This window comes from Spirosoma pulveris (assembly GCF_054781875.1).
The window spans coordinates 1,600,761-1,615,166 of sequence record NZ_BAAGTO010000001.1; the positions used below are offsets into that span (position 1 = coordinate 1,600,761).

The following is a 14,406-nucleotide window of genomic DNA, read 5'->3' on the forward strand; positions in this document are numbered from 1 at the left end:
AAGCGACTTACTGAATCCGAACAATCCGATTGGTAAATTTTAATTTATCGGGTCTGCCCTTGCGCTATTGGCAGTATTCTGCCACCGCATTGGCGGCATCGACATACCCCAAATTCTGCGCCTGTTTCAGACTCAGGCAAGCGCTCTCACGCTCATTATTTATGATCTGAGCAATCCCCAAACCGTAAAACGCTTTCCCGAATTTAGGGTCAGCCTGAACCGCATGCTGAAAATCGGCGATGGCCCCCTTCAAATCTTTCTCCTGAAACCGCAGATTGCCCCGATTGTAGAGCGCCAGCGAATTTTTGGGGTTAAGCTCAATAGCTTTCGTAAAATCGGTGAGGGCGGGCTGAATCTGACCTTGGGTAGCAAATAACTGGCCCCGGTTCAGGTAAAGCTCGGCCCCAATGCCTCGGCTAGTGTCGGGTACCAATCGAATAGCGTCTGAATAATCTTTCAACGCGCCAGCCTGATCGTTTTGGGCAACTTTCAACAGCCCACGATTATAATAGGGTCGATAAAAATCGGGCTTAAGTTTAATAGCCTGATCGTAATCGAGCGTGGCATTGGCAAACTCTTTCAGCTCGAAATAAGCCACTCCCCGCGAGTTAAAGGCTTCTACATTTTTATCATCGGCCTCGATTGCCTGGTTCAAAATCTGTACTGCCTCCCGAAATTTGCCCTCTTTTAAATAATTTCGGCCCTGTTCAACGAATTTATCCGACGAACTACACGCACTGATACTGAATACAATACCTATTATTACTACTAGTGAACGCTTCATACTTCCTTAATTTACCAGCAAAGGTACGGGTGAAATTTGGTCGTTTAATGAACATTTACTTAACTTTGCATCGGCAAATCGGTGCTACCAGCTCCTGCTGAATCCCCCAGGTCTTGACCGAAGCAAGGGTAGGTGGTCGTAGCGGTGAGACATTGGTTTGCCATTTTTTGTTTCCGTCCCGTAAGGTTTCATTCGAATAGGACGGTTACCCTGTTCAGCGGGTTATGCGTTTAGCTGTAGTAAACCGCTAAATTTCCTGAACCCAATATGGACCTACTTACCCAGCTTACCCGTTCATACCAACAAGCTTTCCCGGCTGAGCCTTCCGCCCGGCAGACCCCACTCCTGATTTGCTCCCCCGGTCGTGTTAACCTGATTGGTGAACATACGGATTATAATGAAGGGTTCGTTCTGCCAGCTGCTATTGACAAGGCGATCTACTTAGCCGTTGGCCCCCGTGCGGATGATGAACTTCATTTTATAGCCCACGATCTCAACAAAACATTCAAAAGTTCTTTAACCGATTTGACACCTACGCACACCTGGGCAGATTATTTGCTCGGCGTTGTTGCACAGTTTCGGCTGGCAGGTCATCAGTTCAGCGGTTTCAATTGCGTATTTGGGGGCACCATTCCTATGGGTTCGGGCTTGTCGTCGTCGGCGGCTCTGGAAAATGGGGTTGGTTTCGCCCTGAATGAGCTTTTTCACCTTGGTGTCGACCGGATCACGCTGGTGAAACGGTCGCAACGCGCCGAAAACGAGTTTGTAGGAGCAAAAGTGGGTATCATGGACATGTTTGCCAGTATGATGGGCAAAGCTGATCACGTGATTAAACTCGACTGCCGCTCACTCGACTACACTTATGCGCCCTTGCAGATGAATGGCATCCGAATCGTTCTCTGCGATTCGAAAGTGAAGCACTCGCTGGTAACATCAGAATACAACACCCGCCGGGCCGAATGCGAAGCCGGGGTACGCTTTCTTCAAACCTTTTACCCCGAAATTAAGAGTCTGCGCGATGTAACCATGCCTATGCTGGACCAGCACCTGCGCGATACCAACCCCCTGATTTATCGTCGGTGTGCGTACGTCGTTCAGGAAAATCAGCGGCTGCTCGATGGTGTGGCGGCTTTGGAAATCAACGACATCGATACGTTTGGCGAGTTGATGTATGGATCGCACGAAGGGTTAAGCCATTGGTACGAAGTAAGTTGCCCTGAACTTGACATCCTGGTGGACATTGCCCGGCAGCAACCTGGTGTGCTGGGCGCCCGAATGATGGGCGGTGGTTTTGGTGGCTGCACCATTAACCTCGTTCGCGAGGAAGCTCTTGACGATTTTACCAAATTGATTACCGAACAATATAAAGCCCGAACGGGGAAAGATACGTACCTTCACGTCTGCAAAATCCAGGACGGGACGAATGTAATCAGTTAATCAGGGTAGTTGGGCAGAAAAAAATCCTTTTTATAGTCAACACCTTCCACTGATTAACAACTCGACTGTTTAACTGTATAACTGTTTAACCATGAAATTTTTCATTGACACAGCCAATTTGGCTGACATTCGCGAAGCCCAGGATATGGGGATTCTTGACGGTGTAACCACCAATCCTTCCCTGATGGCGAAAGAAGGTATTACGGGTAAAGACAACGTAATGCGTCATTACAAGCAAATCTGCGAAATCGTACAGAGCGATGTTAGCGCCGAAGTTATCTCCGTCAAATACGACGAGATGATTAAAGAAGGTGAAGAACTGGCTGATATCGACGAGAATATCGTTGTGAAAGTGCCCATGAGTGGCGATAGCATCAAAGCGATCAAATATTTCTCTGAAAAAGGTATCCGGACCAACTGTACGCTGATTTTCTCAGCAGGTCAGGCTTTACTGGCCGCTAAAGCTGGGGCTACTTACGTATCGCCGTTTGTTGGCCGGTTAGATGATATCTCGACCGATGGTATGGCCCTCATCGAGCAGATCGTTACCATCTTCACGAACTACGGCTACTCGACAGAAGTCTTGGCAGCTTCGGTTCGTCACCCAATGCACGTAATCCAGTGCGCGGAAATTGGTGCAGATATCATGACGGCTCCCTTGAGCGTTATGAAACAACTGCTCAACCACCCGCTCACCGACAGCGGTCTGGCTAAATTCCTAGCCGACCACGAGAAGGCTAATCTGCCGGTAAAATAAAAATTGTTACCTTACGAGGTACGGTTTGCGGAATCAACACTGCAAGCTGTACCTCGTATCTCGTAAATACTATGTTTTCGACAGAACCCGTTCTCACACTCACTAATGCCGATATTTACCAGGGGAAGAAGTTGGTATTGGGCGACGTATCCTTTCAGATTAACAAAGGCGATTTTGTCTATCTTATCGGCCGAACGGGCAGCGGAAAATCCTCATTGCTGAAAACATTGTACGCCGATCTCTGGCTCCAGAATGGAAAGGGTTTGGTAGCGGGTTACCCGCTGGATGCCCTCAAACCCCGTGATGTACCACAACTCAGGCGGAAAATAGGCATCGTCTTTCAAGATTTTCAATTGTTTTTCGACCGCTCGGTCGAAGACAACCTCAAGTTTGTTCTAAAAGCAACCGGCTGGTCGAACAAAACGGACATGAACAACCGCATTGCCGAAGTACTTATGCAGGTTGGTCTGGGAACTGCTCAGAAAAAGATGCCGCATCAGCTTTCCGGGGGTGAACAACAACGAGTAGTGGTTGCCCGAGCCATGCTCAACGAACCGCAGATACTTATTGCCGATGAGCCTACCGGCAATCTGGACCCCTCCGTGGCCGACCAGATTATGAAAGTGTTTCAGTCCATTAACAATGCGGGAACCGCCATTTTGATGGCAACACACAACTACGACTTACTGCATAAATATCCGGCCCGAGTGCTTCGCTGCCAGGATGGACAAGTAGTCGAGTTGAAAGGATAACCCCTCTCCTGTTTCGCTTTTCTGTAAACCTGTACTTTCTCGCTGTTGCCAGCTGCAATCAGCTGATTGTCTATTACCAACAGCGAACGAATATTACCTTTCAGGCACGCTCCGCATCGCCATCGCATAAACCGGCAAGAATGACGCCTGAACAGGCAACCCCCTGCGCTTAACATGCCCCTTATTGTTCACGAGGTACAACGTCGATAGCTCATTGATAGTTGTTTTAGCGGGCGTTTTTTCCCTTAAGCTCATTCACTTTCTCATCCACCGTTGCATTGGAATAAAGCGTGTACAACGTGTATTTCTTCCAAAGCGGAGCCAGCTGATTAAGCAACTCATCCCGACTGTAAGCAGGGTAGTCTTCCTCTGAATGTAGTAGCAAACTATGGGATCTATGGTACCATTCCCGTCGAAATTGTCGGTCAACATACTAATCGGTAAATCAGACGAGACTTTAAATTGGCAATTAAGTCCGTCGTTTCCGGCACTCCGTCCTGATCAAAATCCGCCCATAATGCTCTGCTAAAAGCCGGTTGTCTGATCGCTGTCTGAGATACGATTAGAAAATAGGACTGATACCCGCTTTCTTTAATCGTTCAATAACAAACTCACCGATCGCTTTACCCTGGGCCTGCCCGTTTTCAATAGCATCGCGGTAATGTATGCCGCCATACAGCCGGGAAATTGCGGCTTCCGATGCGGCCTGGCGGAAGGAAGTAAACCGGCGTTCGGGTAATTCAAAGATTACTTCGGTGTTGTCTGTAAAGCTAAAATTATCACCTATGAGGTAGGTTAGCAGTTCGGCCACGGCAGTTGAGATAACACTATGTCCGCTAGTGTACTCCGGGAAGGGTGGCGTTTGAAGGAGTGGTTGCCAGCGCACGTTGATGTAGCGATTAATAACTGTTTCGGGACGAATTCGGCTGCTACGGTATTTCTCGTCCCAGCAGCTAATGAAGGCGTCCATCAGCGTCATCGCAACCAGCGATTGCACCATCAGGGCGATGTCAAACGATAGTCTGGCTTTGGTGGTTGCCAGACTTGTTATATTCATCCAGTGACCACCGGGGCTTATTTTCTTAAACCCAATCGACATGTGTCCCGAGGTATTGACCGCAAACGGGTTGCAATCCCAATACGACGCGATAAACCGTTGTTCATCAGTCAGCCTGTTTCCTACCTGATACACTTCCAGTGCCAGTTTATAAAACTCACTGGTTGTGTCTTTACTAAACGCAACCGGAGGTTTTGGCCTGAACTGGCTGCAGGAGTCGATCATCACGGGCCGAATAATGCGCCAGTGCGGCTCGATTGCTTCAATATAAGCCGGTGGTGTTGGATACCAGAAGCCATCGGCCTTGTTGGGTCGATAGCGGGTGCGGGCGCTCAGATTTCGGTAGTTGTCGGCAGCGGCATAGGTCAGTATTTTTTTAGCCATCTCCTGCGCCACACTCACCGATTGCTGAATAACTGACTCCGGATATTTTTCGGCCCGGAGTTGATCAAGAAGCTTTTTCTCCTCTTCCTCAAGCATATAGCCCGAAGGCAGAATCAACCGTCCCGTTTCCAGAATGCAGTAGAGAGCTGCAATCTGGTAATTGTCGGCTTTAGGTATATCCAGATTTGCCTCCCTAAGACTGCGGACAAACGTGGTTGGCGACACCACCGCTTTCTGATGCCGGGCTACAATTTCGTGGGCCCCTAACAGACAATAGGTGTAAAAACGGCTGGCAGCGGGCGGGTTAACTACATCATGGATCATCACCATCGTTACCGCAAAAACCGTTGGTTGAAGGTGCCGACCAAGCTCTTTTGGAGCAACTTCCGCCTTTGCCGAAACGTGTGATCCCAGCCAAAGGCAAATGAATAGCACTCGTTTCATGGCTTTTGCTGTTTATACACCTGCAACGGCTGATTGAAGGCTCCAATCAGTAAGTGTCTGGTTTTATGGATGTTGATATCAATAACCGACTTAACATCACCAATGACCGATAAACCCGAGCCCGACTGGTTCACGTAGGTGAAACCTCCCTTCCCGTCTCCTTTCAGTAAGCAGCCATAGTTGGCGTCTATACTTCCTATTTTTAGCCGGTTGTCCGACTTATTACCCAACAACAATACGTCCAGTTGGCCATCCAGGTCAAAATCCTCGCATACCATGTTTGTAACCGGGGCAAACTGTGCCTCTATGGGCAGAATCTGTTTTTCAAACTGCCCTTGTTTTGCTAAAAAACAGACTGAACGACATTCTGTAGCCGTAAGCTTCGGCGCGTTGGCCAACTCATCGGCAGGAAGGATGGTGCTGATCGTCGCGTTGGCGTAGTCTTTGTAAAACGCAAATTTCTTACGCATGGCATAGATCTGGTCGTTCAGTTCATCCCGGCTCACAAACGGATAGGCTGTCCCCTGAACGTAAAAACTAACGAAGGGATCGATAGACCCGTTATTATCAAAATCAGCGTAGACCAGTTCAACAGGTTCTTTTGATGAAAACTTGATCTGTGAGTTCGTCCCAAGGTTACCAGCCAGAATATCGTTCTGTCCATCACCATTTACATCAGCGATGGTTAGGGATAACCAGAAGCCTTTTTCATCCTCCGGAAAGTACTGCTTTGTTTTATCGACGAATCCGTCTTTTGTATTCAGGTAGATTTTTATGGACATAAACTCGCCACATAGAACAAGATCGGCACGCCCATCCCCATTCATATCGGCCCATTTAACATCCGTTACCATGCCTATTTTGGCAAATGGAATGGGCACAGCCCTGAACTGGCCGGTGCCGGTATTCTGGAGCAGATAAGAAACCGGTGCTTCGGGATAACGTCCGGGCACAACCCGTCCGCCCACAAATAGATCAATGTCGCCATCCTGATCGTAATCGTACGGACGAACGCATGATTTACTACTGGCACTTAGGTTTGGCAAAGCTGTTTTTGACAAAATCAGGTTGCCTTTCCCGTCATTCATGTACAACTCATCCTGAAAAGAAGTTGTATTGACTTCGAACAGTGAGTACCCTCCTTTTGCTACGTACAGATCGTCAAACCCATCGCCGTTGGCATCCAAAAAGACAGCCGCCGAAATAGATGAAATCGATTCGTCGCCAATAACCAACCCGGTTATTTGTTTGAATGTACCATTCTGTTGCTGCATCCAGACGCCAGCGGGTTTGCTTTGGTCGCCACTGATAAAAACATCGTCCAAACCATCTTTGTTGACATCGCCCTTCGCCAGTATCGGCCCCGTATGCGAATACATCCAGAGCATGAGCGGCTGGCGTTTGAAATCATTTTCCAGAAAACCTTCGTGTGTATGCGGTAGAACGGGGTCCACTTTTGTAAATACAGACGATCCTTTTCTCGGAACCAAAGCACGACCGACGGTAGCCGAGGTTACCGGCTGCTGGATCACAAGTTGCTGGTTAATGGGAACATCGGTTAGTTTCTGTACGGATTGATCCGGCCAGATGATGCTGATGGAGTCGATTCTGCTTGCTGTCCCAACACCGAAATGAAGCGTTAATGGTTGGCTTGATAGATAGCCCCTCACCGGATTCACCTCCTGATATTGTAAGCTCCCATTGGTAAACAGCGTGACTTTAGTGCCGATAGCTGTTCTGTTTTTCTGCGATGGAACCAGTTTTACCTGAAGGAACCCATTGGTTGACTGTTCACGGCTCATATTCTGATATACGAAAGCCGGTTCGTTGATGTTATTGATAACCAGTTCCAGATCGCCATCGTTATCGAGGTCGGCGTAGACGGCCCCGTTTGAGATAGCAGGTGTCTGAAAACCCCATTCCCGCTGTTTGTTTGTAAAGGTTAAATCGTGATTGTTGCTGAAGATATAATTGGCAATTTTAGTAGATGGCATGGCTTTCACCAGATCCATCAACTGCACAGGCTCGCGGTCAATGGCTTTTTTGATCTTATAATCGCCCCAGTATTTCAAAAAATCCTTGTTGGTATAATCACGCAGGTAGCCATTGGTAATGAAGAGATCTTTATACCCGTCATTATCAAAATCGGCTAACAACGGCGACCAACTCCAATCGGTATTCGACACGCCGGCCGTCTGTGCAATTTCACTAAATGTACCGTCGCCGTTATTCAGTTGAAGCATATTCCGCATGTACTGTCGCTGTAGTTTCTGCTGTTGCATCAGTTCAAACGACTCGTAATTTTCCTGAAGCTGCAGGAGTTTCTGGCGTCGGTTATCTTCCGGCAGCATATCCAGCGACATGATGTCGGGCAGGCCGTCATTATTATAATCGGCGATATCCACGCCCATTGAGAACTGCGCCAGATGCCGGAAGCAGGCCTGAGTTTCGTCTTTGAATGCCGGCCCACCCGACCGCCGGGCCGCCAGATCAATCCCCTTCTGATTTATGTATAGGTAATCGGGCTCATTATAATCGTTCGTGACATAAATATCGGGCCACCCGTCTTTATTGACATCCGCTACGGCCATGCCCAGCCCAAACGTTAACGGGTATTGATGGATGCCTTCTTTCTGGGTTACGTCGACAAAGTGACCGTTTCTGTTTTCGAGCAGTTTATTACCAGCCAGCAAATCGGTCTCCCCGTGCAGCTTGGCCAGCTCCATATTATCGTACTTCTTGACATTGTGGTGCAACAAAAACAGGTCGAGGTCGCCATCCCGGTCATAGTCGAAAAAGGTAGCCTGCGTATTATAGCCGTTATCATCGACACCATACTCCTTCGCCTGGTCCACAAACCGGACTGTCCCTTTCGTTCCTGTTCCCTGATTGATAAACAGTTGATTTCTGCGCTTGCTCACATCGCCTTTACCCGAATAGCAGACATAAATATCCAGCCAGCCATCGCCATTGACATCGACCATGCTGACGCCCGTTTTCCAACCGCCCGACCTTCCACCCAGCTCGGCTCCGGCCTCACCGGTGATGTCTTTAAACGTTAATTTACCAAGATTGAGGTACAGTTTGTTGGGTTTCAGATTAGCGGTAAAGAACAAATCAAGCAAGCCATCATTATTAACATCGCCAACGGCGACTCCGCCCCCGTTATAAAAGTATTCGTAGGAAAGCACATTCAGGCTTTCGTTCTCATCGATGTCGTTCTTAAAGTCTATATGAGTCTGTTTGGGAGCAAGAAGCTGAAACAGCGGATTCTGCGCATGCACGACCGAACAGCCCAAAAACAGCCAAAAGCAGGAGAAACGGGCAGAATAACGGAAGAAGTAAAGCAGGACTTTATAGGTACTATAAGTAAATCGGCTATTCATCACTTTATTGGCATTACAAAGCAGGATGACTACGCGAGAGCGGTAGTAGTCACTAGTTTAGCCAGTCAATATAAGCCAAAAAAGGTAAGATAGCACGAGACCATCTTACCTTTTTTTGGGTATTAATACGACTTATTTATCCCAGTAGATACGAGACGTCCAGGTATCACCGCCAGAGAGTTTGCTAACGGCAGCACTGTAGTTGGCCGAGTTCAGCGTGGCCTCGCCCGTTGGGTAAGGCTGCCGACGGGGAATTGTTCCGTTGGAGAAGTTACCTACGTAGTTTACAGGTGTTAAGACAGGGAATCCAGAACGCTTCCAGTTATTCCAAGCCTCCGAGAAGTTCATTAACAGGCCGGTAGTAGCCCAATACTGCTCGTTGATCTGCTTCAGGGCGTTGGCTGTCACCAGCGGGTTGGCATCTGCATAAGCCGTTGCCGCAGCCGAACTGATGGTAGCCGCTGCGCCATAACGCGACAGCGCCAGGATACCTGCTACCACACCATTTTTATAGTGACCGGCAGCGGTACCGCCTACTGAGAAACCACGGGTAACAGCTTCGGCCAGCAGGAGTTCAACTTCAGCATAGGTCAAGACAAACAGTGGCGCATTACGGTCGCGGTAGATTTGCGTAGGCCGTGAATATTTTCCGATTGGAGTAGCATCGGCCCCCGCACCGGTTCCACCCGGATAGCCCGGCGATTTGCTGATGTCGGTAGCTCCACCGTTCAGGTCATAGCCATTGGGCAGACCCAATTGAACCGCCGGTGTTGTGTTACCTGCTGCGGCAATCGACTGATTAGCCGCCAGACCGTCTGCCGGCACTTCGGCGATAACACTCAAACGCGGATCGTTCGTTGCTTTCAGGTAGTCGATCATCGTTTTGCTCCAGCGAACCTGATAAATGTCGGCCAGGGTGCTCAGAGCAGCCCCATTACCATTACCGTATCCATTGGCATTGTCGGCACGAACGTAGGCGTCATCATCAACACTGGTAAAAACACCACCCGCAACGGCTTTTTCTGCGTAGGTCTTGGCCGTTGCCGGATCGGCTTTCGTTAACCGCATGGCCATTTTGAGCATGAGTGAATACCCATATTTTTTCCATTTAGCGACATCTCCTTTGTAGGGAAATGCATCATTTGTAGGTAGCAAAGCCGATGCACTTAGAGCGGCAGTAGCCGTTTCAAGTTTACTCAGCATGCCTTTGTAAGCGCTCTCCTGGGTGTCGTAAACGGGCAGAGTAGTCCCTGCTTTTGCCTGTAATGCCTGCGTAAAAGGAAGATCGCCATAGGTATCGGAGATAGACGCCAGACATTGCACCTGCATAATTTTAGCAATGTTGTTCAGGTTGGCCAGGGCTGGCTTGTCTTTAGTCAATTGCTCCATCTCATAGGCGTAGCTGGCAGCGCCATAACCTCCATTCCAGGTACTGCTCAGGTATGCATTCGTATTACTCGAAATAACATACTTGTCGGCATTAGAATAATAGTTAGCCGCGCCAGACGATGTCGATGCAAAAATCTGCACCCACATGCTCTGGAACAGAATAGGACCGTTATACCCGGCATTAGCGCTCACGTGATTGAACTGCACGCTCGGCAACAACAGGTTAGGATCGAATATAGTCGCAGAAGCACGGGTTGGGTCGGTGTTTATCGCGTCAAAATTATCGGTACACGAAACCTGTAAAGACCCTATCACAAGGGTTAATGCTATCAGTCTTTTTTTCATGATTCTTGTATTTATTAGGTGTGTCTGATAGCGAATTAATAACTCGCCATCAGGCGTTGCACACCGAACTCTTGCTAGAAATACCTTACTTGAACCGGATGTTTAAGTTAACCCCGTAGTTACGGCTTGATGGAAGACTCGTCCCTTCAATACCAGCGTAACGCAGGTTAGCACCAAACGTAGCTTCCGGATCGATATTGGTTGTTTTCTTCATGATATAGAACAGGTTCCGGGCCACGAAAGAAATGTTTACCGCACGAATCAGGGGCACTTTCGTCAAAACACTGGCAGGAATGTTATACCCGAAAGTCAGCTGACGCATTTTGATGAAATCGCCGTCAAGCACGCTGATCTTGGTTACGTTGTTGGCCAGTGCCGTGTAGTAATTCTGTGCAGTAGCGGTAACTGTATTGGCAGCACCGCCTTCGACTACACCTGTTGTGATACCACCTTCACGACCAACCAACGTCGCTTTGTGCAAACCCCGACGGTACGCGTAGTTTTCGGTAGCCGAAAGAATCTTGTTGCCGTAGTTGTAATCAATCAGGAAGGCCAGATTGAAATTACCGAACGAGAACTCGTTATTCAAACCACCATACAGCGTTGGCAATACCGTACCCATGTTGATCAGGTTACCCCGAACCGGCAGGCCGGATGCATCCACAATGATTTGGCCGTTCGATGCATACTTGTAATCATACGCCCGGATCTGTGGACCAGACTCACCCACGACAAATGCAGTAGTTGCATTGCCCAGGGTAGCGCGGTTAGAGCCGAGGCCAAGAGGGTTATTGTTGGCATCGGTTTGGAGGATTTTGTTCTTCACCGAAGTCAGGTTGAACGAAACATTCCAGCCAAATTTTGACGTCTTTATGGGCGTGCCGGTTACCAGCACCTCCAGACCCCGGTTCTGGGTAGAACCGGTAGCTACTACGCCACTTGTATACCCCGTTGCCGGACTGTAGTTGGCAGGCAGGATCTCATTTCTCGTCTTCTGATCGTAATAGGCCAGATCGAACCCTAACCGGTTGCCGAAGAACTTCAACTCTAGACCCACCTCAACTTCACTCTTGGTAAATGGTTTCAGGAACAGGTTGGGCAGGCTGGAACTAAAGTTACCCGTTGGCACACCGTTGATGGCGCTGCCTACTCCGTAATAAACGCTGGTGCCATAAGGAGCACCTGGCTCACCACTGGTAACGGCATAGGATGCCCGCAGTTTACCAAAGCTCAGCGATGGCGATTTAACAAATTCGGAGAAGATAAATGCACCCGTTACCGATGGTGTAAAAATGCTTCGATTGGCACTGGGTAAGGATGAATAAGTATCGTAACGTCCGGTTGTACTGATGTTCAGGAAGCCCTTGTAGCTGAAATCGACGCTATAATAGGCAGACTGAACTTCCGATTTAGCATAGGCATAACTCCGATTAAAATTAACGACGTTGTTGAAGCTATAGAGGTAAGGCAGTACAAAAGGTCCACCACCGATGCCGATTTTCTCGTATTCATTTTTCCGGATGTTACCGCCGATGATAGCATCGACCGTAAAGTCAGGTGTAATGGATTTGTTGATACCAATCAAACCATCGACGTTCAACTCGGTCGTTTGGGCGTTCGACTGCTCATCCAGGCCACCTTTGGCATCCTGCGAGTAAGCCGTTCCGTAGGGTGTGACCCGGAAAATACGGTCATTAGCGTTATCATATCCAACCCGTGCCTGTGCATAAATCCAGTCGGCAAACTGATACTTGGTTGCAATCATAGAGATCAATCGCTTCCGTTTCACGTCGTTCACATACTGATTGATTACGAAGTATGGGTTCGTTACATACTCATCATCACTAAAGATAATTTCACGTCCGGTTGTGGTATTGTAACCTGGGGCCAGAATGCGCTGATCGATGTTTGTTGCCAGAAACATACCGTTGTTGGCGTTCATGGGGCCATCGCTCAATTGCGGCTTTGCCGTAACCTTTTCGTCGATGTAATTAGCCAGCAGACTCACGCTCAGTTTCGAGGTGATGTTCTGGTCGGCCGTCAGGTTGAATGTTTTACGGCCGAGACCACTGTTTGGCAGAATCGATTTGGTATCGAGGTTAGACAATGACAGACGGAATGACCCGTTATCGCCCCCTTTGGTTACCGAAACAGTATTGGTGAAGTTGGTGCCTGTGCGGTAAAAATTTTTGACGTTGTCTTTCTGCGCCGAATAAGCATATTGCTTGCCGTCGAACTGCGTAATTTGTGAGCCATCCAGTTTAGCACCCCAGCTTTGGCGACCCGTTTGCTGAGCAGCCGCAATGGTAGCCGGTTTTACGCCACCCGTTCCCTGTCCGTACTCGTACTGAAAATCAGTGAAATTAACGGGGCTGTCAGCCGTCAGGTTTGCGTTGTATTCAATGGCGTAATCACCTTTCTTACCCCGTTTGGTTGTAATCAGGATAACACCGTTGGTAGCTCTTGTACCATACAAAGCAGATGCCGACTGACCTTTCAAAACCGTCATGGTTTCAATATCATCCGGGTTCAGGTTACCGATACCGTCTCCGCCATCAGCACCACCCCATTCGCCTGCGCTACCCCGCTGAGTATTGTCCATGGGTACACCATTGATAACGATTAACGGTGAACCACCCGAGTTAATACTGGGCATACCCCGCATCAGGATTTTAGCTGTACCACCCGGACCACCGCTGGTTCCCTTCACGTTCAAACCGGCGACCCGGCCAGCCAGCGAATTACCGACGTTGGTTTCGCGGGCTTTCGTGAATGCTTCGCTACTGACGGTTGTAACTGCATAGCCGACCTTCCGGGCTTCTTTCGATATACCCAATGCCGTTACCACAACTTCGTCGAGTACAGCACTACCTGGCTCCAGCTTCACGTCGATTACAGAGCGGTTGCCAACTGTAACCTCCTGCTTGTTGTAGCCAATGTAAGAAAATACAAGTACGGCACTTCCGTTTGGCACGACAATTCGATACTTACCGCTGGCATCTGTATTGGTCCCCCGATTGGTTCCTTTGATGGTGACCGAGGCACCAACCACGTCATTTCCCTTCTCATCCGAAACACGGCCTGTTACCTCACTGTCAATAGCAAAGACGGGAGAGGCAACAGCGGAAATCCATATTCCCAGGAAGAGTAACAGCCCGGGAATGGCTCTACGTAATTTTGACTTCATAGTAGTTAGACACTTAATTTAGTTAATGAAACGAACTCTGTTGAAATAAGTGGTGGGTCTGTAAACACGGCAAAAACGACGTCTCATTCCTGAGTATAATCGCTCTTATGGTGAACAGCACTAACGCTTTTAAAATAATATGTTAAAATTGAACCTTTTACCAAATTATATAAGGCAACACCTTTTTATTAGTTAGAAAGATTTTACCCGTACACTTATTTTGGCAAATATATACCTCGAAATCCTAAGTTTGTAATATTTTTTAAAATTGGTTTTCAACAAATGTACACTAAATAAGCAAATAACTACTATCGCTTTGCGTAATATAATTATTCCCAATTTTTATACAATCTAACCTTCTTTCAACAGCATTTAACTACTTGACAGGTATGTTTCAAAGCCTCTCGTCAAGCGTCAAATTATGAGTAATTCCACCACATTAATGCAGCCGTCAAACTGAAAGACAAGCGGTGTTTGCCCATCT

The 14,406-nt window shown here is 48.2% G+C and carries 9 protein-coding genes; 3 read left to right on the plus strand and 6 right to left on the minus strand.

The features are described from left to right. Positions 1-64 precede the first annotated feature (64 nt). Entirely contained in the window at positions 65-784 is a 720-nt protein-coding gene (locus ACYVJM_RS06485; protein WP_461147375.1) for a tetratricopeptide repeat protein, read from the minus strand. Positions 785-1,051: 267 nt separating this feature from the next. Here ACYVJM_RS06485 and galK point away from each other — a divergent pair, with 267 nt between their 5' ends. The 3 genes from galK to ACYVJM_RS06500 all read left to right on the plus strand — a co-directional run bounded on the left by galK (position 1,052) and on the right by ACYVJM_RS06500 (position 3,730). Next, on the plus strand, positions 1,052-2,221 hold the full coding sequence (gene galK / locus ACYVJM_RS06490) for a galactokinase (protein WP_461147376.1): 1,170 nt from the start codon (positions 1,052-1,054) through the stop codon (positions 2,219-2,221). 91 nt (positions 2,222-2,312) lie between these two features. Then, positions 2,313-2,978, plus strand: a complete 666-nt coding sequence (gene fsa / locus ACYVJM_RS06495) for a fructose-6-phosphate aldolase (protein WP_012927566.1) — start codon at positions 2,313-2,315, stop codon at positions 2,976-2,978. Positions 2,979-3,049: 71 nt separating this feature from the next. Beyond that, on the plus strand, positions 3,050-3,730 hold the full coding sequence (locus tag ACYVJM_RS06500) for a cell division ATP-binding protein FtsE (RefSeq protein WP_461147377.1): 681 nt from the start codon (positions 3,050-3,052) through the stop codon (positions 3,728-3,730). A 226-nt stretch (positions 3,731-3,956) separates the two neighbouring features. On the opposite strand, the gene ACYVJM_RS06505 is transcribed toward ACYVJM_RS06500, so the two are convergent. The 5 genes from ACYVJM_RS06505 to ACYVJM_RS06525 all read right to left on the minus strand — a co-directional run bounded on the left by ACYVJM_RS06505 (position 3,957) and on the right by ACYVJM_RS06525 (position 13,922). Next, positions 3,957-4,115, minus strand: a complete 159-nt coding sequence (locus tag ACYVJM_RS06505) for a hypothetical protein (protein ID WP_461147378.1) — start codon at positions 4,113-4,115, stop codon at positions 3,957-3,959. A 177-nt stretch (positions 4,116-4,292) separates the two neighbouring features. Continuing rightward, on the minus strand, positions 4,293-5,615 hold the full coding sequence (locus ACYVJM_RS06510; RefSeq protein WP_461147379.1) for a vanadium-dependent haloperoxidase: 1,323 nt from the start codon (positions 5,613-5,615) through the stop codon (positions 4,293-4,295). Next, complete coding sequence (locus ACYVJM_RS06515; protein WP_461147380.1) at positions 5,612-9,001, minus strand: VCBS repeat-containing protein; 3,390 nt, start codon at positions 8,999-9,001, stop codon at positions 5,612-5,614. Before ACYVJM_RS06515 ends, ACYVJM_RS06510 begins: the two co-directional genes overlap by 4 nt. A 132-nt stretch (positions 9,002-9,133) precedes the next feature. After that, a complete protein-coding gene (locus ACYVJM_RS06520; protein ID WP_461147381.1) occupies positions 9,134-10,735 on the minus strand; it encodes a SusD/RagB family nutrient-binding outer membrane lipoprotein in 1,602 nt (533 codons plus the stop codon). Positions 10,736-10,820: 85 nt separating this feature from the next. After that, the gene (locus ACYVJM_RS06525) at positions 10,821-13,922 is read right to left on the minus strand and encodes a SusC/RagA family TonB-linked outer membrane protein (RefSeq protein ID WP_461147382.1); all 3,102 of its coding nucleotides are present in this window, start codon (positions 13,920-13,922) and stop codon (positions 10,821-10,823) included. Between the last annotated feature and the right edge of the window lie 484 nt (positions 13,923-14,406).

Coding starts and splice junctions, on each gene's coding strand:
- ACYVJM_RS06515 (WP_461147380.1), bottom strand. CDS start 9,001: ATGAATAGCCGATTTACTTATAGTACCTATAAAGTCCTGCTTTACTTC.
- ACYVJM_RS06525 (WP_461147382.1), bottom strand. CDS start 13,922: ATGAAGTCAAAATTACGTAGAGCCATTCCCGGGCTGTTACTCTTCCTG.
- ACYVJM_RS06485 (WP_461147375.1), bottom strand. CDS start 784: ATGAAGCGTTCACTAGTAGTAATAATAGGTATTGTATTCAGTATCAGT.
- fsa (WP_012927566.1), top strand. CDS start 2,313: ATGAAATTTTTCATTGACACAGCCAATTTGGCTGACATTCGCGAAGCC.
- ACYVJM_RS06500 (WP_461147377.1), top strand. CDS start 3,050: ATGTTTTCGACAGAACCCGTTCTCACACTCACTAATGCCGATATTTAC.
- galK (WP_461147376.1), top strand. CDS start 1,052: ATGGACCTACTTACCCAGCTTACCCGTTCATACCAACAAGCTTTCCCG.
- ACYVJM_RS06520 (WP_461147381.1), bottom strand. CDS start 10,735: ATGAAAAAAAGACTGATAGCATTAACCCTTGTGATAGGGTCTTTACAG.
- ACYVJM_RS06510 (WP_461147379.1), bottom strand. CDS start 5,615: ATGAAACGAGTGCTATTCATTTGCCTTTGGCTGGGATCACACGTTTCG.